The 20,593-nt window shown below is 69.7% G+C and carries 22 protein-coding genes and 1 tRNA gene; 14 read left to right on the forward strand and 9 right to left on the reverse strand.

Translation table 11 applies throughout. The features are described 5' to 3' along the window. Positions 1-332 precede the first annotated feature (332 nt). Positions 333-557, forward strand: coding sequence for a DUF6344 domain-containing protein (locus FVS66_RS36900; protein WP_399225877.1), 225 nt, complete (start codon positions 333-335; stop codon positions 555-557). A 20-nt stretch (positions 558-577) separates the two neighbouring features. Here the strand turns inward: FVS66_RS36900 and FVS66_RS19370 are convergent, their stop codons facing one another. Next, a complete protein-coding gene (locus FVS66_RS19370; RefSeq protein WP_149182441.1) occupies positions 578-1,270 on the reverse strand; it encodes a DUF5324 family protein in 693 nt (230 codons plus the stop codon). 194 nt (positions 1,271-1,464) lie between these two features. On the opposite strand from FVS66_RS19370, the gene FVS66_RS19375 reads away from it, so the two are divergent. Then, entirely contained in the window at positions 1,465-1,992 is a 528-nt protein-coding gene (locus FVS66_RS19375) for a peptidylprolyl isomerase (RefSeq protein WP_149182442.1), read from the forward strand. A 104-nt stretch (positions 1,993-2,096) separates the two neighbouring features. Then, positions 2,097-2,975, forward strand: a complete 879-nt coding sequence (locus FVS66_RS19380) for a rhomboid family intramembrane serine protease (RefSeq protein WP_149182443.1) — start codon at positions 2,097-2,099, stop codon at positions 2,973-2,975. Between the two features lie 256 nt (positions 2,976-3,231). Here the strand turns inward: FVS66_RS19380 and crgA are convergent, their stop codons facing one another. Further along, positions 3,232-3,489 (reverse strand): cell division protein CrgA, encoded by a 258-nt coding sequence (gene crgA / locus FVS66_RS19385; protein WP_149182444.1) that lies wholly within the window; start codon positions 3,487-3,489, stop codon positions 3,232-3,234. A gap of 144 nt (positions 3,490-3,633) precedes the next feature. Between crgA and FVS66_RS19390 the strand changes: the two genes are divergently transcribed. The 6 genes from FVS66_RS19390 to FVS66_RS19410 all read left to right on the forward strand — a co-directional run bounded on the left by FVS66_RS19390 (position 3,634) and on the right by FVS66_RS19410 (position 8,042). Then, positions 3,634-4,401 carry a DUF881 domain-containing protein gene (locus FVS66_RS19390; RefSeq protein WP_187645597.1) on the forward strand — a complete coding sequence of 256 codons (768 nt, stop codon included), beginning with the start codon at positions 3,634-3,636 and terminating at the stop codon, positions 4,399-4,401. A gap of 38 nt (positions 4,402-4,439) precedes the next feature. After that, on the forward strand, positions 4,440-5,207 hold the full coding sequence (locus tag FVS66_RS19395; protein ID WP_149182445.1) for a class E sortase: 768 nt from the start codon (positions 4,440-4,442) through the stop codon (positions 5,205-5,207). Positions 5,208-5,270: 63 nt separating this feature from the next. Then, a complete protein-coding gene (locus FVS66_RS35120; RefSeq protein ID WP_187645598.1) occupies positions 5,271-5,429 on the forward strand; it encodes a hypothetical protein in 159 nt (52 codons plus the stop codon). Beyond that, entirely contained in the window at positions 5,429-6,067 is a 639-nt protein-coding gene (locus tag FVS66_RS19400; protein ID WP_149182446.1) for an aminodeoxychorismate/anthranilate synthase component II, read from the forward strand. Before FVS66_RS35120 ends, FVS66_RS19400 begins: the two co-directional genes overlap by 1 nt. Continuing rightward, positions 6,064-7,317 carry a class E sortase gene (locus tag FVS66_RS19405; RefSeq protein WP_262387084.1) on the forward strand — a complete coding sequence of 418 codons (1,254 nt, stop codon included), beginning with the start codon at positions 6,064-6,066 and terminating at the stop codon, positions 7,315-7,317. Before FVS66_RS19400 ends, FVS66_RS19405 begins: the two co-directional genes overlap by 4 nt. Positions 7,318-7,340: 23 nt before the next feature. Further along, the gene (locus FVS66_RS19410) at positions 7,341-8,042 is read left to right on the forward strand and encodes a class E sortase (protein WP_149182447.1); all 702 of its coding nucleotides are present in this window, start codon (positions 7,341-7,343) and stop codon (positions 8,040-8,042) included. A 17-nt stretch (positions 8,043-8,059) separates the two neighbouring features. Here the strand turns inward: FVS66_RS19410 and FVS66_RS19415 are convergent, their stop codons facing one another. Continuing rightward, on the reverse strand, positions 8,060-8,671 hold the full coding sequence (locus FVS66_RS19415) for a MepB family protein (RefSeq protein WP_149182448.1): 612 nt from the start codon (positions 8,669-8,671) through the stop codon (positions 8,060-8,062). 18 nt (positions 8,672-8,689) lie between these two features. Between FVS66_RS19415 and FVS66_RS19420 the strand changes: the two genes are divergently transcribed. Continuing rightward, positions 8,690-8,854 carry a hypothetical protein gene (locus FVS66_RS19420; RefSeq protein ID WP_222946957.1) on the forward strand — a complete coding sequence of 55 codons (165 nt, stop codon included), beginning with the start codon at positions 8,690-8,692 and terminating at the stop codon, positions 8,852-8,854. A 114-nt stretch (positions 8,855-8,968) separates the two neighbouring features. On the opposite strand, the gene pknB is transcribed toward FVS66_RS19420, so the two are convergent. The 6 genes from pknB to FVS66_RS19450 form a co-directional block, all read right to left on the reverse strand. Next, positions 8,969-11,026, reverse strand: coding sequence for a Stk1 family PASTA domain-containing Ser/Thr kinase (gene pknB / locus FVS66_RS19425; RefSeq protein ID WP_149182449.1), 2,058 nt, complete (start codon positions 11,024-11,026; stop codon positions 8,969-8,971). A gap of 147 nt (positions 11,027-11,173) precedes the next feature. After that, positions 11,174-12,634, reverse strand: coding sequence for a penicillin-binding protein 2 (locus tag FVS66_RS19430; RefSeq protein WP_149182450.1), 1,461 nt, complete (start codon positions 12,632-12,634; stop codon positions 11,174-11,176). Then, entirely contained in the window at positions 12,631-14,052 is a 1,422-nt protein-coding gene (locus tag FVS66_RS19435; RefSeq protein WP_149182451.1) for an FtsW/RodA/SpoVE family cell cycle protein, read from the reverse strand. The genes FVS66_RS19430 and FVS66_RS19435 overlap by 4 nt, the downstream gene beginning before the upstream one ends. Positions 14,053-14,078: 26 nt before the next feature. After that, complete coding sequence (locus FVS66_RS19440) at positions 14,079-15,575, reverse strand: Stp1/IreP family PP2C-type Ser/Thr phosphatase (RefSeq protein WP_149182452.1); 1,497 nt, start codon at positions 15,573-15,575, stop codon at positions 14,079-14,081. A 126-nt stretch (positions 15,576-15,701) separates the two neighbouring features. Beyond that, positions 15,702-16,199 (reverse strand): FHA domain-containing protein, encoded by a 498-nt coding sequence (locus tag FVS66_RS19445; protein ID WP_149182453.1) that lies wholly within the window; start codon positions 16,197-16,199, stop codon positions 15,702-15,704. Positions 16,200-16,209: 10 nt separating this feature from the next. Further along, positions 16,210-17,088, reverse strand: coding sequence for a DUF3662 and FHA domain-containing protein (locus tag FVS66_RS19450; protein WP_149182454.1), 879 nt, complete (start codon positions 17,086-17,088; stop codon positions 16,210-16,212). A gap of 419 nt (positions 17,089-17,507) precedes the next feature. Here FVS66_RS19450 and FVS66_RS19455 point away from each other — a divergent pair. From FVS66_RS19455 to FVS66_RS19470, 4 genes are all read left to right on the forward strand, one after another. Next, positions 17,508-17,594 (forward strand) — tRNA-Leu (locus tag FVS66_RS19455). 160 nt (positions 17,595-17,754) lie between these two features. Then, positions 17,755-19,254 carry a DUF2252 domain-containing protein gene (locus FVS66_RS19460; RefSeq protein WP_149182455.1) on the forward strand — a complete coding sequence of 500 codons (1,500 nt, stop codon included), beginning with the start codon at positions 17,755-17,757 and terminating at the stop codon, positions 19,252-19,254. Between the two features lie 33 nt (positions 19,255-19,287). Beyond that, positions 19,288-20,190 (forward strand): hypothetical protein, encoded by a 903-nt coding sequence (locus FVS66_RS19465; protein WP_149182456.1) that lies wholly within the window; start codon positions 19,288-19,290, stop codon positions 20,188-20,190. A 51-nt stretch (positions 20,191-20,241) separates the two neighbouring features. Then, positions 20,242-20,586: a rhodanese-like domain-containing protein gene (locus FVS66_RS19470; RefSeq protein ID WP_149182457.1), complete on the forward strand. Its 345-nt coding sequence runs from the start codon at positions 20,242-20,244 to the stop codon at positions 20,584-20,586. Positions 20,587-20,593 lie beyond the last annotated feature (7 nt).

Consider the following 20,593-nt stretch of genomic DNA (forward strand, 5'->3'; position numbering starts at 1 on the left):
AAGAGCCCCTCTGTCCTGTGGGAACACAGGACAGAGGGGCTCTTCTGCGCTGTTCGGGTGGTGTTCATCGGAAGATCTGCGCGGTGATGGCGTCGCTCCCCCGGATCTCGAGATGCGTACACATCATGAGAGAGGTATGCAAATCACCCGATCCGAACGTGTTGGGAAAGCGAGGGGCCGTGGCCGCCGTCAAGGTCGAGCACTTCTGGACCGCAATCGTCTCCTTCTTCTGTGTGCTCCTCGCCTCCCTCAGGCCGACGAAGCCCGCCGCCGGCCGGCATACCGGTGTTTCCGACGTGCGTGTGCCGGCGCAGCGGACCGCGGGTGTGGTCATGTCGACGACCGCGGCCGGGCCCGGACGGCGTGCGACGCGGGGGCGGGCGTTGCCGCCGACCATCAAGCAGCGCATCCGGGCGGAGGCCCATGGGACGTCGCCCGCCGTGCGGCGGGCGACCGCCGGTGCGGGGACGCCATCGAGGGGGGCGACGGCGCCCAGGGCCGCGACGGCGACGCCTAGGAGCGCGACGGCGCCCTCGGTGGCGAGCCGTCCAGTGTGACGACGGCCACCGGAGTCAGGTCAGCGGCGGTCGTCGCCGTTCTCCGTCGACTCCGTCGTCCCGGTGGTCTCCGCTCCGGCTTCCGCCCTCGCGGACTCCGGGCCGCTGCCGTCGACCGCGGTGAGCGGGGAGCCCTCGGCGACCTCGGTGGGCGGTTCGACCAGCCAGTCGGGGTTGGCCTGCTTGTCCCACCACTTCCAGACGGCCACGGCACCGCCGAACAGCACGCCCATGACGGCGACGCCCTTCGCGGCGCGCCCGACCCTCGCCCGGCGCTCGTGCCTGCGGACGAGCTTCCGGATCTCCTTCGCCGACACCTGGCCGCGCAGCGCGGCGAGAGCGGCGGTGGTACGGGACACGGTCTCGTCCCGTACGGGGCCGGCCGCGGCCATCGCCTTTTCCATCCGTGGTCCCGTGTACTGGGCCGCCTGGCGTGCCGCCCTGCGGGTCCGGTACGCGGCGCGGTGTGCCGCCGCGTCGACCTTGGGCGGTACGTGCGGGGCGACGTATTCCTCGTACTGCACGCGTGCCTGCTTGGCCGCCTGGTGTGCGGCCTTGGAGACCTTCGGCGCCATCTTCACGCGCGCGTCGTGCGCGTAGTGCGCTGCCTGCTCCCTGGCCGCGCCGGCGTAGGGTGCCACCGCGTCCGCGGCGTGCAGCACACTCTCCTTCGCCGAACCGGTCGCGGCACGCACGCTGTCCATGCGGGTCACGGGATCCTCCTCCTCGGTGGCGGGTCGGTATTTCACCTTTCCGACCTTTTGAAAATCATGCGCCCCGATGTCGTGCTCGGCATGCTGTGCTGGCATCCGGGGCAATCGTCCTCATTCATCCCGCCTTTTGTCCCCGGCAAGGGCTTCCGTGGGAGGATCGGTACACGTAAGAGGAGACCTAAGGAAGGCACATCGTGGCCGAGCAGCTTTACGCCACCCTGAAGACCAACCACGGCGACATCGAGATCCGGCTTCTGCCGGACCACGCGCCGGTCACGGTCAAGAACTTCGTCGAGCTCGCCAAGGGCGAGCGCGAGTGGACGAACCCGGCGACGGGTCAGAAGACGAAGGACCCGCTGTACAACGGCACGGTCTTCCACCGGGTGATCAGCGGTTTCATGATCCAGGGCGGTGACCCGCTGGGCAACGGCACGGGTGGCCCGGGCTACGAGTTCAAGGACGAGTTCCACCCGGACCTGGCCTTCAACAAGCCGTACCTGCTGGCCATGGCGAACGCGGGCCCGGGCACGAACGGCTCGCAGTTCTTCATCACCGTCGCGCCGACCGCCTGGCTGACCGGCAAGCACACCATCTTCGGTGAGGTCACCAACGACGCGAGCAAGAAGGTCGTGGACGCCGTCGCCGCCACGCAGACCAACCCGCGCACGGACCGTCCGGTCAATGACGTGGTCATCGAGTCGGTCGTGATCGAGAGCCGCTGACCCCGACGGGAACGGCCTCAGGTTCCTCCCGGGAACCTTTGCGCCCCGTCCGTCCGTAAGGATGGGCGGGGCGTTGTTACGCGCACGATGACGAGGGGATCCCCATGGAGCAGGACCAGGCGCCCAACGGGCTGTCGAGCTGCTACCGCCACCCCGGGGTGGAGACCGGTATCCGCTGCACCCGCTGCGACCGGCCGATCTGCCCCGACTGCATGGTCGAGGCATCGGTCGGCTTCCAGTGCCCCGAGTGCGTCCGGAACGGTTCGGGCACGGGCCACGGGCCGAATGTGGCGCGGCCGCGGAACATCGCGGGCGGCGCTATCACCGCCGGTGATCCGCACCTCGTCACCAAGGTCCTGATCGGGATCAATCTGCTGGTGTTCCTGGCCGCGGCCTTCGTCGGAGGCCTCGTCGACGAACTGGTGCTCGTCGGCCTCGCCTTCGACCCTGATCTGGTCCGGGTGGTCGGTGTCGCCGACGGCGAGTGGTACCGGCTGGTGACGTCGATGTTCCTGCACCAGCAGGTGTGGCACATCGGCTTCAACATGATCGGTCTGTGGGTGCTGGGCGGCCCCCTGGAGGCGGCGCTCGGCCGTGTCCGCTATCTGGCGCTCTATCTGCTCTCGGGGCTCGCGGGCAGCGCCCTCACGTATCTGATCGCCGAGCCGAACCAGGGATCGCTGGGTGCGTCCGGTGCGGTCTTCGGGCTGATGGGCGCGACATTCGTACTGGTCCGCCGGCTCAGGTACGACATGCGGCCGGTCATGGGCTTGATCGCGCTGAATGTGATCATCACGGTGGTCTTCCGCGACATCATCGCCTGGCAGGCGCACCTCGGCGGCCTGGTCGCGGGCGCCGTCATCGCGTATGGCATGGTCAGCGGCTCGCGGGAGCGGCGTCCTGTGTTGCAGTGGGGTGCCTGTGCGCTGATCCTGCTGGTGACCGTCGGCGTGACGGTGATGAGGACGGCCGCGCTCAGCTGAGCAGCAGCTTTCCCCAAAGTTGTCCACAGCCGGTGACCACGCTGCCGCAGCGCGTCGGGAACACCTGTGCCCCTCGTCGCTGACCTGGTTCTTCTAGGTGCGGCGAGGGGCGGGGCGGGAGCGCTTCAGGGAGTGGACGCAGTCACATCGGCGTCAACACCATGCAAGTTATCCACAGATCGTCTGACCTTTTCCACGGCTGTGCACAACGCTGTGGATAACCCAGGGCGGTGCTTGACGGACCAGGGGTCCGCAGCTACTTCCACTGCGTGGAGACGGCGAACCCGGCGGCGATGAAGCCGAAGCCGACGGCGACGTTCCAGTTCCTCAGGGACTCGACGGGCATGGTGCCGTCGGTGACGAAGAAGACGACGATCCAGGCCAGCCCGATGGCGAACAGTGCCAGCATGACCGGGGCGACCCAGCTCCGATTGGTCAGCCTGATGGCGGTCGCCTGCTTCGCGGCGGGGGGCGGCGTGTAGTCGGCCTTCTTGCGGATACGTGACTTCGGCACGAGGAACTCTCCTGTCGATGCGCTGCGTGACCGCGTGGAAACGGTGACTTTGGCTGGTACGGGCTGAGAGCGAGGTGGCCCGCCTCCTCGCCCAGGCGTCCGTTAGCGTAGTGCTTCGGCGACGCCTAAGGAGATAAGGGTACGTTGACCAGTTCCGGCGACTCTCCCATGGAGCCGGCCCGGCGCGGAAAGTGGCGGCCGGTACGGCTGCTCACCGCTGCCGTCTTCGCCCTCGCCGGTCTGATCTTCGTCACCAGCTTCAACACCGCCAAGGGCACCAACATCCGCACGGACGACTCCCTGCTGCGCCTCTCGGACCTGGTGAGGGAGCGCAGCGACAAGAACGCCGAGCTGGAGGAGTCCACGGCGGCGGTACGCGGTGAGGTCGACACCCTCGCCCGCCGCGACGCCGGCTCCAGCGAGGCCGAGGACGCGCGGCTCGGCACCCTGGAGAAGGCCGCGGGCACCACGGAGGTCGCCGGGGAGGGCCTCACGGTCACCCTCGACGACGCTCCGCCGAACGCCCGGGCCGCCCCCGGCTACCCCGAGCCGCAGGCGAACGACCTGGTCATCCACCAGCAGGACCTCCAGGCCGTCGTCAACGCCCTCTGGAAGGGCGGCGCCGAGGGCATCAAGGTCATGGACCAGCGGCTGATCTCCACCAGCGCGGTCCGCTGCGTGGGCAACACGCTGATCCTCCAGGGCCGCGTCTACTCCCCGCCCTACAAGGTCACCGCCGTCGGCGACACCGACAAGCTGCGCAAGGCACTCACCACCTCCCCGGCGGTCCAGAACTACCAGCTCTATGTGAAGGCGTACGGCCTCGGCTGGAAGGTCGACGAGCGCGGGGCGATGACTCTGCCGGGCTACTCCGGCACAGTGGACCTCCACTACGCGAAGCCCGTGTCGTAAGAGCAAGAGTCTGTCGGCGAGGCTACGGGAGGGCGCCCGTGCGACTGCTCCTCAGGACCCTCAGCGAGCTCTGCATCACCGCGGGCGCCGTGATCGTGCTCTTCGTGGCGTATGTGACGCTCTGGACCGGCGTCCGGGCCGAGGCGGCGAGCGACGCCGAGAAGGGCGCCCTCGAGCGGCGCTGGGCGGCGTCGCGGGAGGTGCCCGCGGGGGCCACGCAGGGGTCGCCGTCCACCTCGGCCCCGCCGCCCGGACCGGCAGCCCCGTCCACCACCACGGGGCCGTCTCAGGCGCCTGCCCCGTCCCCGTCCCCGGCGGCTGCGCCGTACCGGGACGGCGAGCCCTTCGCCGTCATGTACGTGCCCCGCTTCGGCAAGGGCTGGGAGTGGCCCGTCCTGGAGGGCACCGCGGCCGCCACCCTCAAGAAGGGCCTCGGCCACTACACCGGGACCGCGCCGCCCGGCGGGACCGGGAACTTCTCGGTGGCCGGACATCGTCGTACGTACGGCGATCCCTTCAAGGACTTCCCGCGGCTGCGCCCCGGCGACGCCGTGATCCTCAACGACGGGACGACCTGGTTCACGTACCGCGTCGAGAGGAGGCCGTACCGTACGGTGCCCGGCGACATCGCGGTCGTCGACCCCGTACCCGTACCGGAGAAGTCGGGGTTCACAGGGCCGGGGCGGTATCTGACGCTCACCACGTGCGATCCCGAGTGGGGCAGCAGCCACCGGCTCGTCGCCTGGGCGCGGCTCGCGGCGACGCGGCCCGTGACGCAGGGCGAGCCGCCGGCTTTCCACAGCTGACCCACCGGAACGGGATCGCCCCGTACTCTGGTGCGGTATCGAACGGAAGGGACAGCAGACGTCATGTACGGCTGGATCTGGCGGCATCTCCCGGGCAACGCATGGGTGCGGGCGCTCCTCTCGCTCGTGCTCGCCCTCGGGGTCGTCTTTCTGCTCTTCCAGTACGTGTTCCCTTGGGCGGAGCCTCTGCTTCCGTTCAACGATGTGACGGTGGACGGTTAGTGAGCGCGCGCATCCTCGTCGTCGACAACTACGACAGCTTCGTCTTCAACCTCGTCCAGTACCTCTACCAGCTCGGTGCCGAGTGCGAGGTGCTCCGCAACGACGAGGTCGAGCTGAGCCACGCCCAGGACGGCTTCGACGGCGTCCTGCTGTCGCCGGGCCCCGGCACGCCCGAGCAGGCCGGCGTCTGCGTGGACATGGTGCGGCACTGCGCCGCCACGGGCGTCCCGGTCTTCGGTGTCTGCCTCGGTATGCAGTCGATGGCCGTCGCGTACGGCGGTGTGGTCGACCGCGCTCCCGAGCTGCTGCACGGCAAGACCTCGCCCGTCCTCCACGAGGGCCGGGGAGTCTTCGCCGGGCTGCCGTCACCCTTCACCGCCACCCGGTACCACTCGCTGGCCGCCGAACCGGCCGATCTGCCGGACGTCCTGGAGGTCACGGCACACACCGAGGACGGGATCATCATGGGGCTGCGCCACCGGGACCACGCCGTCGAGGGCGTGCAGTTCCACCCCGAGTCGGTGCTCACCGAGCATGGACACCTGATGCTCGCCAACTGGCTGGAACAGTGCGGCGACACCGGGGCCGTCGGCCGCTCTTCGGGCCTGGCGCCGGTGGTGGGCAAGGCCGTCGCGTGACCGCCGTGCGCCCGGAGCACGACGCGACGGGGGCGGGGCGGGAGCAGTCGCCCTGGTTCCGGGCCACGAACCTGCCGCAGCAGCAGCCGTACGAGGCGCCGAGCGAGCCTCCGGTGGCCGACGGGGCACATGGGGCGTACGAGGCTCCGTACGAGCCGTACGAGCCGTACCAGGAGCCGTACGGGCAGCCGGAACAGCAGGCGGCGTCGCAACAGTCCTACGAGCCGCAGACATACGAGCCGCAGACACACGACACGTCCTACGCTGCGCAGGAGTCGGCCGCACCCGCACCCGCACCCGACGCCGAGGCACGCGCCGACGCCCTCGCCGACGCCGGGGTCGACGTCCACGCCGGGGTCGACGACACGATGGCGCTTCCCACGACCGATCCCGCGCCGCGACCAGGGGAGGACCGGCCCACCGGAGGTCGCGCCGAGCGGCGCCGTGCCGCCAAGGCCCGCGGCCGCCGCCGCGCCCCCGCGTCGCCGCCTCCCGCGTCGCCGCCGACGGCGTCCCCGACCGGCAGGCCCATGTCCCGGGTCGAGGCGCGGCGTGCCGCCCGTGCCGCCAAGGACAGCTTCGGTGTGATCGCCAGCCGGGTCGTCGGCGAGATGTTCATCACCTTCGGTGTGGTCATGCTGCTCTTCGTGACGTACCAGATCTGGTGGACGAATGTGCAGGCCGGTCTGGAGGTCGACCGGGCCAAGGACCGGATAGCGCAGGACTGGGCCATCGGTGACAAGGCCGAGCAGCCGGGCGCATTCGAGGCGGGGCAGGGCTTCGCGATCCTCCACATCCCCAAGCTGGACGTCGTCGTGCCGGTCGCCGAGGGCATCGACAAGGAGAAGGTCCTCGACAAGGGCATGGTCGGCCACTACGCGGAGGGCGCTCTGAAGACGGCCATGCCGTCCGACAAGGAGGGTAACTTCGCGGTCGCCGGGCACCGCAACACCCACGGTGAGCCGTTCCGCTACATCAACCAGCTGCGGCCCGGCGACCCCATCGTCGTGGAGACCCGGGACGCGTACTACACCTACGAGATGGCGAGTATCCTGCCGCAGACCCCGCCCTCGAACGTCTCGGTGCTCAAGCCGGTCCCGGACGGCTCCGGTTTCGAAGGCCCGGGCCGGTACATCACGCTGACCACCTGTACCCCGGAATTCACCAGTACCTACCGCATGATCGTGTGGGGGAAGATGGTGGAAGAACAGCCGCGCAGCAAGGGCGTACCGGAAGCGCTGGCTGGCTGACACCTCAAGACGGGACAGATGTTGTGGCACGTGTGCGCAGCCGGATCGCCGGCGCAGTCAGTGTTTTCGGCGAGCTGCTGATCACCGCAGGCGTGCTGATGGGGCTGTTCGTCGTCTACTCGCTGTGGTGGACGAACGTCCTGGCCGACCGCGAGGCGGGCAAACAGGGCGACGCCGTACGCGACAGCTGGTCGGTGTCCGACAGCGGCCCCGGCGCCCTCGACACCAAGGGCGGCCTCGGCTTCCTGCACGTCCCGGCGATGGGTGACGGCGAGGTGCTGGTCAAGAAGGGCACCAGCCCGGACGTCCTCAACCACGGTGTCGCGGGCTACTACACGGACCCGATCAAGTCGGCGCTCCCGCAGGACAAGACGGGCAACTTCACACTGGCCGCCCACCGCGACGGGCACGGGGCGAAGTTCCACAACATCCACAAGCTGAAGTCCGGTGACCCGATCGTCTTCGAGACGAAGGACACCTGGTACGTCTACAAGGTCTACGAGACGCTGCCGAAGACGTCCCGTTTCAACGTGGAGGTCCTGCAGCCGGTGCCCAAGGAGTCCGGCCGTACCAAGCCCGGCCGCTACATCACGCTGACGACCTGCACACCCATCCTGACCTCGGACTTCCGGTACATCGTGTGGGGCGAGCTGGTGCGGACGGAGAAGGTCGACCAGGACCGCACGAAGCCGGTGGAACTGCGCCAGACGAGTCATTCCGAATGATCAGTGGTCGTAGGTGATCAGCGATCGTGTGATGGACCGGCCGGTCTTGTGGTTGTGCCGGCGCCGTCCTGCGGGTGGTAGAGCTCTTGGGCGCGAGCCAGGTCGACAGGCCCGTCCTGGTGCAGGTGCAGGAAGAAGTCCAGCTGCCACGCCTGCGCACTGCAGGCCTGGCGGTTGGTGGTGGTCACCCAGGGCGGGTAGACGCGGAAGGCTCGTTTCCCACCGGAACCGTTCGCCGATACGACACCGTGTCGGCGGAGCGCGTCCACGGGAAAGACGAACTGGCCGAAGTGGTGATGGTCGCGGGTGCTGATGACGAAGAGGTCGACGGGGTCCGTGGCGTCGAAGGGCTGGATGGGCCCGGCCGGGGACCTCTTCCAGACGGTGACGAACTGGCCGACCTTGGTGGGGGTCGTCTTGGCTGCGCGGAACCGGATGGAGAGGCCGTCAAGGGCGAACTCGTGGGCGGCGTAAGCGGCACCCTCGGCCTCGGGTACCGGCTGCGAGCAGGTGAACCCGCAGGGGTCGTAGACGAGTGCCTTCGCCGCAATGAGATCTCCGTGGGCCGGGGCGGTGTTCAACCACGGTTTGAGGTGGAGACTGGATGAGTACTCGCGGTTCGTCGTCATCCGTCCACCCTGTCATGGTTGCTGGACGTAGTCGGCTCGACCTTGAACGGCACTCGCGGTCGGAGCTTCGATGGCGTCGCCGTCCGCGTCGCCCAGCGCATCCTGGCGATGGCCGCCGCGATCTGGCACAACCGCAAGACCGGCCGGCCCGTCACACGATCCCTGATCGCTCACGACCACTGACGATCGCATCGGAATGACTCGTCCAGGGCCCGCGCGCACGATGTGAGAGGAAGGCCCGGCACCCACTCGGGGTGCCGGGCCTTCCTCATGTCCTGCCGGGTGCCGCCGGGAGGGTCACTCCTGGTCGGTGCGGAGGACGGCACCTGATGTGCCGCCGAACCAGCCGGCGTTGTCGTTGTCGCCGTCGCCGTCGCCCCCGGTGTTCCCGCCGCCGAGACGCTGGGTCTTCACGTTGATCGGGGTGTTCGGGTCGACCCGCTTGCCCGGCTTGGGGTCCTGGTCGACGACGATGGCCGTGCCGTCGCTCGGGCCCTCGACGACCGCGATCTGGAGCCCCTGGGCGGCGGCGATCTGCTGCGCCCGGGCGAGGAACTGGTTCCTCAGATCAGGTGCCCGGGCCTGCGGCTGCTGCGGACCCTTGGAGACCTTCAGGGTGATCGCCGAGCCTTCCGCGACGCTCGCGTCCGGCTTCGGGTTCTGGTCGATGACCGTGCCCGCGGGCTTCTCGGAGTCCACGTCCTCGCGGAGCACCCGGAACTTCAGGGCCTCCAGCTGCGCCTTGGCGTTGTCGAACTGGTTGTCGATGACCCGGGGTACGGACACCTTCGTCTCGGACGCGATGGTGATCGTGACCTCGGTGCCCTTCTCGTGCTCCGAGCCGCCCTCGGGGTTCTGGTCGATGACCGTGCCCGCGGGCTTCTCGGACTCCTCCGTCTTGACCTTGACCTCGAAGCCCTCGCCCTTCAGATTCGTGGTCGCAAGGTCCTTGGACTGCTCCAGGACGTTGGGCACCTTGACCTTCGGCGCGCCCTCCGACACCCAGACGCTGACGGTGTCGTTCTCGTTCATCGTGGCGGAGCCGTCGGCGGCCGGGTCCTGGCGGCAGACCGAGCCCTTGGGCTGGTCGCAGCGCTCGACGCCCATGTTGGAGATCTTGACGCCCGTACTGGTCGCCGCCTTCTCCGCGTCCTCGTACGTTTTGCCGACGAGGGTCGGGACGGTGACCTGGCGGGGGCCGTCGGCGCCGAAGACGGACTTGCCGATGAGGATCGCGCCGACCAGCACCAGGATGCCCGCGAGGACGAGCAGGATCGTGGAGACGTTCGACTTCTTCTGCGGCTGGCGGCGGCGGCCGGCGCCGCGGTCGTCGTAGCCGTAGCCCCCGTCGTCCGGGTTGATGGGCGGCAGCATCGACGTCTGGGCGCCCGGGTCGGACGGGTGCATCGCGGCGGTCTGCTGGTCGGGGTGCGGGTAGCCGTAGCCGCCGGGAGCACCCATGGCGCCCATCGCGGCGGTCGCGGCGACCGGCTGGCCGTCCAGACACGCCTCGATGTCGGCGCGCATCTCGTCGGCCGACTGGTAACGGTAGTCCGGGTCCTTGACCAGTGCCTTCAGCACGATCGCGTCCATCTCGGGCGTGATCTCGGGGTCGTAGACGCTGGGCGGCTGCGGCTCCTCCCGTACGTGCTGGTAGGCGACCGCGACCGGGGAGTCGCCGACGAACGGCGGACGGACGGTCAGCAGCTCGTACAGCAGGCAGCCGGTGGAGTACAGATCGGAGCGGGCGTCGACGGTCTCGCCCTTGGCCTGCTCCGGGGAGAGGTACTGGGCGGTGCCGATCACGGCCGCGGTCTGGGTCATGGTCATGCCGGCGTCGCCCATGGCGCGGGCGATGCCGAAGTCCATGACCTTGACCTGGCCGGTCCGGGTCAGCATGACGTTCGCCGGTTTGATGTCGCGGTGGACGATGCCGGCGCGGTGCGAGTACTCCAGCGCCTGCAGGATGCCGACGGTCATCTCCAGCGTGCGCTCAGGCAGCAGCTTGCGTCCCGAGTGGAGCAGCTCACGCAGGGTGGACCCGTCGACGTACTCCATCACGATGTACGGAATCGAGACGCCGGCGCCCCCACCGGAGGCGCTGTCGTACACCATGTCCTCGCCGGTGTCGTACACCGCGACGATCGCCGGATGGTTGAGCGAGGCGGCAGACTGGGCCTCACGGCGGAACCGGGCCTGGAAGGACGGGTCACGGGCCAGGTCGGCCCGCAGCGTCTTCACGGCGACGGTGCGGCCGAGCCGGGTGTCGTGGGCGAGGTAGACCTCGGCCATGCCACCACGGCCGAGCACCGAGCCCAGCTCGTACCGGCCGCCGAGGCGACGCGGCTCTTCCATAACTGTTCCAGCCCTCTCCGTCAGTCCCGGCCGCAACCGTGTCTGTGGTCCGGCGGTGTGCTGTTCGCGCAAAGGCTACCGGGCACGGGAAGCTGTTCACTCCGTGACCGCAACCTGATACGGGACCGGTACACAGGCACCACAAGATCACTGCCGGGAGTCGAGTACCGCCTTCATCACATCGCGGGCGATCGGCGCGGCCAGGCCGCCACCGCTGATGTCCTCGCGGGTGGCGTCGGAGTCCTCGACGACCACGGCGACGGCGACCGGCGAGCCGCTGTCGGTCTTCGCGTACGAGATGAACCAGGCGTAGGGGCGGGCCTTGTTCTTCGGGCCGTGCTGGGCCGTACCGGTCTTGCCACCGACGGTGACGTCGCGGATACGGGCCTTCGAGCCCGTGCCGTTCTCGACGACGTTCTCCATCATCTTCTGGACGAGCTGCGCGGTCTCCTGGGACATCGGGCGGCTCATCTCCTCGGGCTCGTTCTTCTCGATCACATCGAGGTTCGGAGCCACGAGCTGGCTGACCATGTACGGCTTCATCAGCTTGCCGTCGTTGGCGATGGCGGCGGTGACCATGGCCATCTGGAGCGGGGTGGTCGCCGTGTTGAACTGGCCGATCGAGGACATCGCGTTGCCGGGGCGGTCCATGGTCTTGTCGTAGACGGACGCGGCGGCGCGGACAGGGGTGTCGATCTCGGGGTTGTTGAAGCCGAACTTCTCCGCCATCTCGACCATCTTGTCGCGGCCGACCTCGTCGCCGAGCTTGGCGAACACCGAGTTGCAGGACACCCGCATGGCCTCGTTCAGGCTGGCGTTCTCGCAGCCCTTCGCGTGGTTCACCATCGGCGTGGTCGACAGCGGCAGGATGTACGGCTCGGGCGTGTCCGTCGGCGCGTCGATGTCCCGGACCTTGCCGTTCTCCAGGGCGGCGGCGGCCGTGAGCACCTTGAACGTGGAGCCGGGCGGGTAGATCTCGCGCAGCGCGCGGTTCAGCTTCGGCTTGTCCTTGCTCTCCTCCAGCGCGATCCACGCCTTCTCGTCCGAGGCGTGGTAGCCGGCGAAGGAGGAGGGGTCGTACGAAGGGGTGGACGCCAGCGCGAGGATCTTGCCGGTCTGCGGGTCGATGGCCGCGACGGCGCCCTTCTTCTTGCCGAGCCCCTCGTAGGCGGCCTTCTGCGCGGCGCCGTTGAGAGTCGTGACGACGTTGCCGCCCTTGTTGGTGTCGCCCGTGAACATGGAGAGGGTGCGGTCGAAGAACAGCCGGTCGTCGTTGCCGGTCAGGATCGAGTCGTGCAGCTTCTCCAGCTGGTTCGCGTCGTACGCCTGCGAGGCGTAGCCGGTGACCGGCGCCCACATGGGGCCGTTCACGTACGTCCGCTTGTACTTGTAGAGCGGGTCCTTGGAGTCGACGGAGCCGGTGATCGGCTCGCCGTCGACGATGATGTCGCCGCGTACGGAGGCGTAACGCTCGATGGTCACGCGCTTGTTGCGCGGATGCGAGGTCAGCTCGTCGCTGCGGGCGAACTGTATCCAGTTGTCCCGCAGGAGCAGCGCGAGCACCAACAGGCCGCAGAAGATCGCGATATGGCGCAGGGGCTTGTTCACGGGCGGACCACCTGGGTCATCTCGGCGTCGGGGGACGGGGCGGGGGACGGCGCGGGTCGCCGTGCCGTGTCGCTGATCCGGATCAGGATCGCGATCAGTGCCCAGTTGGCGATCACGGAGGAACCGCCGTAGGCGAGGAACGGCATCGTCATACCGGTCAGCGGGATCAGGCCCATCACACCGCCGGCGACGACGAAGATCTGCAGGGCGAAGGCGCCGGACAGGCCCGTCGCGAGGAGCTTGCCGAAGGGGTCGCGGGCGGCCAGCGCCGTGCGGATACCGCGCTCCACGATCAGGCCGTAGAGGAGCAGGAACGCCATGACGCCGGCCAGGCCGAGCTCCTCGCCGACGGTCGCGAAGATGAAGTCGGAGTTGGCGGCGAAGCCGATCAGGTCCGAATTGCCCTGGCCGAGGCCGGTGCCGAGGGTGCCGCCCGAGCCGAACGACATGAGTACCTGGCTCATCTGGTCGCAGGCCTGGGACGTCTCCCAGCAGGAGAACGGGTCCTGCCATGCCTGCACACGCGCCTGGACGTGACCGGCGAAGGACGCCACTGCGACGGCGCCGCCGACGGACATCAGCAGACCCATGACGATCCAGCTGGTCCGCTCGGTCGCCACGTACAGCATGATCACGAACATGCCGAAGAACAGCAGCGACGTACCGAGGTCGTTCTCGAAGACCAGGATGACGAGGCTGAGGGCCCAGATGGTGAGGATCGGACCGAGGTCACGGCCACGGGGCAGGTAGAGCCCCATGAAACGGCGGCTGGCCAGGGCGAGCGCGTCCCGTTTCACCATCAGATAGCCGGAGAAGAAGACCGCTAGCACGATCTTCGCGAACTCACCGGGCTGGATGGAGAAGGGGCCGACCCTGATCCAGATCTTGGCGCCGAAGACGTCCGCGCCGAGGCCCGGGACGAGCGGTAGCAGCAGCAGCACGATGGCCGCCATCATGGAGATGTACGTGTAGCGCTGCAGGACGCGGTGGTCCTTGAGGAGCACCAGCACGGCCAGGAACAGGGCGACACCGATCGCCGAGTACATCAGCTGCTTCGGCGCGTCCGCGCTGTAACTGCCGTACCGGCGCATGGAGTCGGCGATGATTCGCGGCGACTGGTCGAGGCGCCAGATCAGCACCAGCCCGAGGCCGTTGAGCAGGGTCGCCAGCGGCAGCAGCAGCGGGTCCGAGTACTTCGCGAACCGGCGCACCAGCAGATGCGCGATTCCGGCGAGCAGGCCGAGGCCGATGCCGTAGCCGAGCATGCCGGCGGGGACCTCGCCGTCCAGGGCGAGGCCCACGTTCAGATACGCGAAGACCGGGATCGCGACGGCGAATCCGAGCAGCAGCAGTTCGGTGTTGCGGCGGCTCGGCGCGTCGATCGCGCCGATGGTGGTCGTGTTGGTGACAACGCTCATGGTGGTGAAAGGCCCCCTACGGGTGCTTACTGCTTGCCGCAGTTCGAGGCCAGCCTCTGCTCGTCCTCCGTGAGGGTGATGCTCGGGGAGGGGTCGGCTGTGGTGGGCGTGGGCGTGGGCTTGGTCGTGCCTGCGGCCCCCGTGGTGCCGCCGGCCTGCTCCTCGCTGGGAGGCGTGGTGCTGACCTCGTCGGCGGCCTCGCGGGCCTGCTCCTGCTTCTTGCAGGCGCTCGCCTGGAGTCCCAGCTCCTTGATCTTGGCCTCGGCCTTGGCCAGGCCGCCGCCGGCGATCGTCTCCTCCACCTGCTTCTGGTAGAAGGCGGGGAGGTACTTGAGTTCGATGTCGGGGTGGTCTTTCTCCACCTTCGACAGCGAGACCCACGCCAGGTCCTGGCTGATGCCGCGGTAGAGCGCGACATGGCCCTCGTTGGCACCGACGAAGTACTGAGTCTGGGTCCAGCGGTAGCCGCCGTAGGCGCCGCCGCCGAGGAGGGCCAGGACGAGCAGGGTGAAGAACAGCCGCTTGAACCACTTGCGGCCGCTGCGCGGCTTGGAGAGGTCGGCGTCGCTGTACGTGCCGTGGCCGCCGTCCTCCGGGGGCATGCCGCCGTAGCCGATGTCGTCGCCGCTGCCGGGCGGGCCGAAGCCACCGGCCTGGGGCGGGGCGGACCGGCCGAGGCCGGACGCGCGGCCGGCGGGGGTCTGCATGGCGCCGCCGTCGTTCAGCTGCTGCTGGTTCTCGGCGACCGCGCCGACGACGACCGGGGTGTCGCTGAGCTGGCCGGCCAGGGTGTCGCCGCCGTCGACGTCCAGGACGTCCGCGATGATCACCGTGATGTTGTCGGGGCCGCCGCCGCGCAGCGCGAGCTGGATGAGCTCCTGGACGGTCTCCTGCGGGCCCTGGTAGCTGGCGAGGGTCTCCTCCATCGTCTGGTGGGAGACGACGCCCGACAGGCCGTCGGAGCAGATCAGATAGCGGTCACCGGCGCGCACCTCGCGGATCGACAGGTCGGGCTCGACGTGGTCGCCGCTGCCCAGCGCGCGCATGAGGAGAGAGCGCTGCGGGTGGGTGGTCGCCTCCTCCTCGGTGATCCGGCCCTCGTCGACGAGGCGCTGGACCCATGTGTGGTCCTGTGTGATCTGGGTGAGGACGCCGTCGCGGAGGAGGTACGCGCGGGAGTCGCCGACGTGGACGAGGCCGAGCCGCTGGCCGGTCCACAGGAGGGCGGTGAGGGTGGTCCCCATGCCTTCGAGCTGGGGGTCCTCCTCGACCATCATGCGCAGCTGGTCGTTGGCGCGCTGCACCGCCGTGCCGAGCGAGGTGAGGATGTCGGAGCCGGGGACGTCGTCGTCGAGCGTGACGAGAGTGGAGATCACCTCGGAGGAGGCGACCTCACCGGCCGCCTGACCCCCCATGCCGTCGGCGATCGCGAGCAGGCGGGGGCCGGCGTAACCGGAGTCCTCGTTGCCCTCGCGGATCATGCCTTTGTGCGACCCGGCGGCGAAGCGCAGTGACAGACTCATGCGCACCTCACCCGTCGGCTCGGGGTACAGCCGGTCTCGAGCCACACTGCCCACCCTCCGGTCGGGAGCCCCTTCCGGTCCCCTGGGACCGCTGCGGCTCGCTCGCTCCGCTCGCTCATTGTCGTACTACTTCCGCAGCTCGATGACGGTCTTGCCGATACGGATCGGCGCGCCCAGCGGAATGGGGGTCGGCGTGGTGAGTCGGGTCCGGTCGAGATAGGTGCCGTTCGTGGACCCGAGATCCTCGACGATCCACTGGCCGTCACGGTCCGGGTAGATCCTGGCATGCCGACTGGAGGCATAGTCGTCGTCCAGCACGATCGTGGAATCGTGCGCACGGCCCAGCGTGATGGTCTGGCCCTGCAGCGCGACCGTCGTGCCGGTGAGCGTGCCCTCGGACACGACCAGCTTGGTCGGGGCGCCGCGCCGCTGGCGCTGTTGCGGCGGCGCCGTGCCGCCCTGGCGGCCCGTCTGCTGCGGACGGGCGCTCTCGCGGCGCGAACCGCGCTGTGTGACGCGCGTACCGAACAGGTCGCTGCGGATGACCTGAACGGCCACGATGACGAACAGCCACAGTACGGCGAGGAAACCCAACCGCATGACCGTGAGGGTCAGCTCTGACATTGCCCCCGCTTCACCCTTCGGCTTGCCGGAAAACGATGGTGGTGCTGCCCACGACGATCCGCGAGCCGTCGCGGAGCGTAGCGCGGGTGGTGTGCTGCCCGTCCACCACGATGCCGTTGGTGGACCCGAGATCCTGGATCGTCGAGGGCGTTCCGGTCCGGATCTCGCAGTGGCGGCGCGATACGCCGGGGTCGTCGATCCGCACGTCGGCGTCGGTGCTGCGGCCCAGCACGAGTGTGGGGCGGGAGATCTGGTGGCGTGTGCCGTTGATCTCGATCCAGCGGCGCACAGGTGCGCCCGGCACCTGCCCGGTGGCGCCCGCCGGGCGGTGCGCGGCGGGGCCCGGACGGTGCGCGCCGCCGGGGCCCGTGGCCGAGCCGGGCGGTGGCGCGGCGGGCATCGGCGGGGTGCCGACCGGCGGGTAGCCGTAGCCTCCGGGGCGGCCGCCCTGGCCGGACGGCGGACCCGCGGGGCCCGGCTGGCCGCTGTCCAGCGGCTGCGCCGACTGGGACGAGCTGGACGCGAGCGTGCGGCTGCGGACCCGGTACAGGCCGGTGTCGAGGTCGTCGGCCTTCTCCAGGTGGACCTTGATGGGGCCCATGAACGTGTATCGCTGCTGCTTCGCGTAGTCGCGGACCAGGCCGGCGAGCTCGTCGCCGAGCTGGCCCGAGTACGGGCTGAGGCGCTCGAAGTCGGGCGTGCTCAGCTCGACGATGAAGTCGTTGGGGACGACCGTCCGCTCGCGGTTCCAGATCGTCGCGTTGTTGTCACACTCGCGCTGGAGGGCTCCCGCGATCTCGACGGGCTGCACCTCGGACTTGAAGACCTTGGCGAAGGTGCCGTTGACCAGGCCTTCGAGACGCTGCTCGAACCGCTTCAGGACTCCCATGGGGCACCTCCTCCGTCGTTGCTGTCCTGGTACTGCTTACAGATCGTATCCACGCGTCGGGAAATCGGCTGGTTCCCCTTCTCTGTCCTGTGGACGAGTGTCACCTCTCACATCTCCCACACGGATCGTAGATGCGGCCTGTGGACAGTGTCCCGCACCCGGGGCACACCGGGGATGAGTGGGGGGAGAGCCGATCCGTTCCATCACGGTCCGCGCGCGGCGGGTTCTCCATATGTATGTCTCCGTACATCCCGTCTGCTCCGCCTGTCGTCGTGCGGCCGCCTACCTCTCCTCCTTGTTCGGCTGCCGGCCCCCCGAAACAAACGGATGTGAATCCACCCCCTGCGACGTGCTAATCTTCAGATGTCGCCAGGCGGTCGCACCCCAGCGGGTGGGGCGCAAGGCGACAACACCCAAATGCGCGGGTGGCGGAATAGGCAGACGCGCTGGATTCAGGTTCCAGTGCCCGCAAGGGCGTGGGGGTTCAACTCCCCCCTCGCGCACCACAGGAGATCGGGTCTCCATCAGGATGAAAGTCCTGATGGGGGCCCTTTCTCGTTGTGCGGTGCATGGTGTGAACGAGGGTTGTCCACAGGGGGCGACGGCAGGTGTGCGGGCGGGTACGGTCGTCGGACGGCTGTTGAGCGTCGGGGAATTGGGGGGCGCATGGACGAGATCCGGGCTGCGGTGCCCGCGCAGCGGACGGGCAGCGGCAGCGCTGTCGGCGGAGGTACGGGCGGCTCCCCGGGTGGCGCTTCGGGTGGGCGTATCCCCGTGGTGCCGGGGTTCGCGCGGCGTCGGGGCGGGGCGTACCGGCCGGGCGTGGACGAGGGGCCGAAGGCGCGGGGCAAGGCTCTGCGGGAGCGGGTGCCCCGGTCGTCGCACGACACCCTCGTGCCGGGCGCCGGTCGGCCGGACGCGGTGCGCGCGGTCGAGGAGTCGAGCCGGGACCGGGTGCCGGCGCTGGCGCCGATACGGGTCGGCCGGATGGCGGCCACACCCTTCGCGTTCCTGCGCGGGGCCGCCGGACTGATGGCGCACGACCTGGCGGGTACACCGGTGACCCGGGTGGCCGCGCAGATATGCGGGGACGCGCACGCGGCGAACTTCGGGCTCTACGGCGATGCGCGGGGCCGCCTGGTCATCGACCTGAACGACTTCGACGAGACCGTGGTCGGCCCCTGGGAGTGGGACGTCAAGCGGCTCGCGGCGTCGCTGGTGCTGGCCGGGCGGGAGACCGGCGCCGACGAGGACGTGTGCCGGGCGGCGGCGTACGACGCGGCGGGCGCCTACCGGCGCACCATGCGGCTGCTGGCCAAGATGCCGGTGCTGGACGCCTGGAACGCCATCGCCGACGAGGAGCTCGTCTCGCACGCGGACGCGCGGGATCTGCTGGGCACGCTGGAGCGGGTGTCGGAGAAGGCGCGCAGGAACACCAGCGCCCGCTTCGCCGCGAAGGCGACGGAGAGCTGCGAGGACGGCGTACGGCGGTTCATGGACGCCCCGCCCGTGCTGCGGCGGGTGCCCGACGCGGAGGCGGCGGCGGTCGCGGCGGCGCTGGGCCCGTATCTGGGGACGCTGCCGCCGGACCGGCTGCCGCTGCTCGGCCGGTACGCGATCCACGACGTGGCCTTCCGGGTGGTCGGCACGGGCAGTGTGGGCACCCGGTCGTATGTGGTGCTGCTCCTGGACCACCGGGGGGAGCCGCTGGTCCTCCAGGTGAAGGAGGCGCGGCCGTCAGCGCTGGTGCCGTATCTGCCGGCCGCCGGGTTCGAGGCCGAGGCGGCGGAGCACGAGGGGCGCCGGGTGGTCCTGGGCCAGAAGCGGATGCAGGTGGTCAGCGACAGCCTGCTGGGGTGGACGACCGTGGAGGGGCGGCCGTACCAGGTGCGGCAGTTCCGGAACCGGAAGGGCAGCGTTGACCCGGCGGCGCTGGCGGCCGACCAGGTCGACGACTACGGGCGGATGACCGGTGCCCTGCTGGCGCGGGCGCACGCGCACAGCGCCGACCCCCGGCTGATAGCGGCGTACTGCGGCAAGAACGACGAGCTGGACGCGGCCGTCGCGGGCTTCGCCGTGGCGTACGCGGACCGTACGGAGGCCGATCACGCAGATCTGGTGGCGGCCGTGCGGAGCGGGCGCATCGCCGCCGAACTGGGGGTGTGACGGGTGGGCACCGGTCGCCCGTAGTCTGGTCGGGTGACGACCCCGAGCGACGATGTGACCGGCGCCTCCGTGGACGAGGCCGCTGCCGCCGAGCAGCCTGAGCAGCCCGAGCAGCAGGGGCGGGCCGAGGCGCCCGGTGGTGCCGAGGCCGCCGAGGCGCCGGAGGCGCGCCTGGAGCGTGCGGTGCGCGCGGCCGAGCAGGCGCTGATCGAGTTCGAGATCGCGGTGGAGACCTTCCGCGTCGAGGTGGAGAACTTCTCCCGGCTGCACCACCAGAAGCTCGGCCCGATGTACGCGCGCCTGGACGAGCTGGACGCGCTGATCGCGGAGGCCCGCGCGGCGCGTACCGGTGACCCGGAGGACCTGCGGAAGGCGCAGGAGGCGCGGGCGCTGGTCCAGCCCATGCCGGGGGTCGACGAGCTCTTCCACAGCTGGATCGACTCCGACGGCCTGTCCCCGGAGGCCGCGGCGATGCTGAACGAGCGGCCCGTGCAGGCGCCCAAGCGCGTCCGCCCGAGCGACGAGGCGCGCAGGCTCTTCCGGGAACTGGTCCGCCAGGCCCATCCCGACCTGGCCGCGGACGAGGCGGAGCGGAAGCGGCGCGACGAGTTCATCTCCCGGGTCAACGCCGCGTACGCGCGGGGTGACGAGACGCTGCTGCGCGAGCTGACCGACGAGTGGGCGGCCGGTCCCGCCCCCGCCGTGCCCGAGTTCAGCGAGAGCGAGGAGCTGTACGCGCGCCTCGAGTGGCTGGCGCACCGCAAGGAGCTGCTGGCCGCAGTCGCGCGTGAGCTGGAGGAGAGCGCGATCGGTGCGATGCTGCGGATGGCGCCCGACGACCCCGACCGGCTGCTCGACGAGGTCGCCGAGCAACTGCTGGCCCAGGTGTCCGAGCGTGAGGCAGAGCTGGCCGGACTGACGAGCTCGCCCGAGTAAGAGCCTGGAGTGAAGAGCTCCCGTACCCGCCCCAGAGAGAAGGATTGATCGATGAACTTCGCACCGCTGCCCACCGTGGACGTCGCGTCCGTTCCGGGCGACGCGCTGGTCCTGGACGTGCGGGAGGCCGACGAGTGGGCGGCCGGGCATGTCGAGGGCGCTGTGCATGTGCCGATGAGTGAGTTCGTCGCCCGCTTCGGCGAGGTGACGGAGGCGGTGGCCGACGGGCGGCGCGCCTATGTGATGTGCCGGGTCGGCGGCCGTTCGGCGCAGGTCACGCAGTACCTGGTGCAGCAGGGTGTCGACGCGGTGAACATCGACGGCGGCATGCTCGCCTGGGAGGGCTCCGGCCGCCCGATGGTGGCCGAGCACGGCGGCCCCGCGGTCGTCGTCTAGTCCTGGT

It is taken from the genome of Streptomyces sp. TRM49041 (assembly GCF_008271805.1).
In the GTDB taxonomy this organism is placed as follows: Bacteria; Actinomycetota; Actinomycetes; order Streptomycetales; family Streptomycetaceae; genus Streptomyces.

Bases quoted from the DNA above. Each gene is read 5' to 3' on its own strand.
- FVS66_RS36900 (WP_399225877.1), top strand. From the start codon at position 333: ATGTCGACGACCGCGGCCGGGCCCGGACGGCGTGCGACGCGGGGGCGG.
- FVS66_RS19380 (WP_149182443.1), top strand. From the start codon at position 2,097: ATGGAGCAGGACCAGGCGCCCAACGGGCTGTCGAGCTGCTACCGCCAC.
- FVS66_RS35120 (WP_187645598.1), top strand. From the start codon at position 5,271: ATGTACGGCTGGATCTGGCGGCATCTCCCGGGCAACGCATGGGTGCGG.
- FVS66_RS19415 (WP_149182448.1), bottom strand. From the start codon at position 8,671: ATGACGACGAACCGCGAGTACTCATCCAGTCTCCACCTCAAACCGTGG.
- pknB (WP_149182449.1), bottom strand. From the start codon at position 11,026: ATGGAAGAGCCGCGTCGCCTCGGCGGCCGGTACGAGCTGGGCTCGGTG.
- FVS66_RS19435 (WP_149182451.1), bottom strand. From the start codon at position 14,052: ATGAGCGTTGTCACCAACACGACCACCATCGGCGCGATCGACGCGCCG.
- FVS66_RS19440 (WP_149182452.1), bottom strand. From the start codon at position 15,575: ATGAGTCTGTCACTGCGCTTCGCCGCCGGGTCGCACAAAGGCATGATC.
- FVS66_RS19445 (WP_149182453.1), bottom strand. From the start codon at position 16,199: ATGTCAGAGCTGACCCTCACGGTCATGCGGTTGGGTTTCCTCGCCGTA.
- FVS66_RS19450 (WP_149182454.1), bottom strand. From the start codon at position 17,088: ATGGGAGTCCTGAAGCGGTTCGAGCAGCGTCTCGAAGGCCTGGTCAAC.
- FVS66_RS19460 (WP_149182455.1), top strand. From the start codon at position 17,755: ATGGACGAGATCCGGGCTGCGGTGCCCGCGCAGCGGACGGGCAGCGGC.
- FVS66_RS19470 (WP_149182457.1), top strand. From the start codon at position 20,242: ATGAACTTCGCACCGCTGCCCACCGTGGACGTCGCGTCCGTTCCGGGC.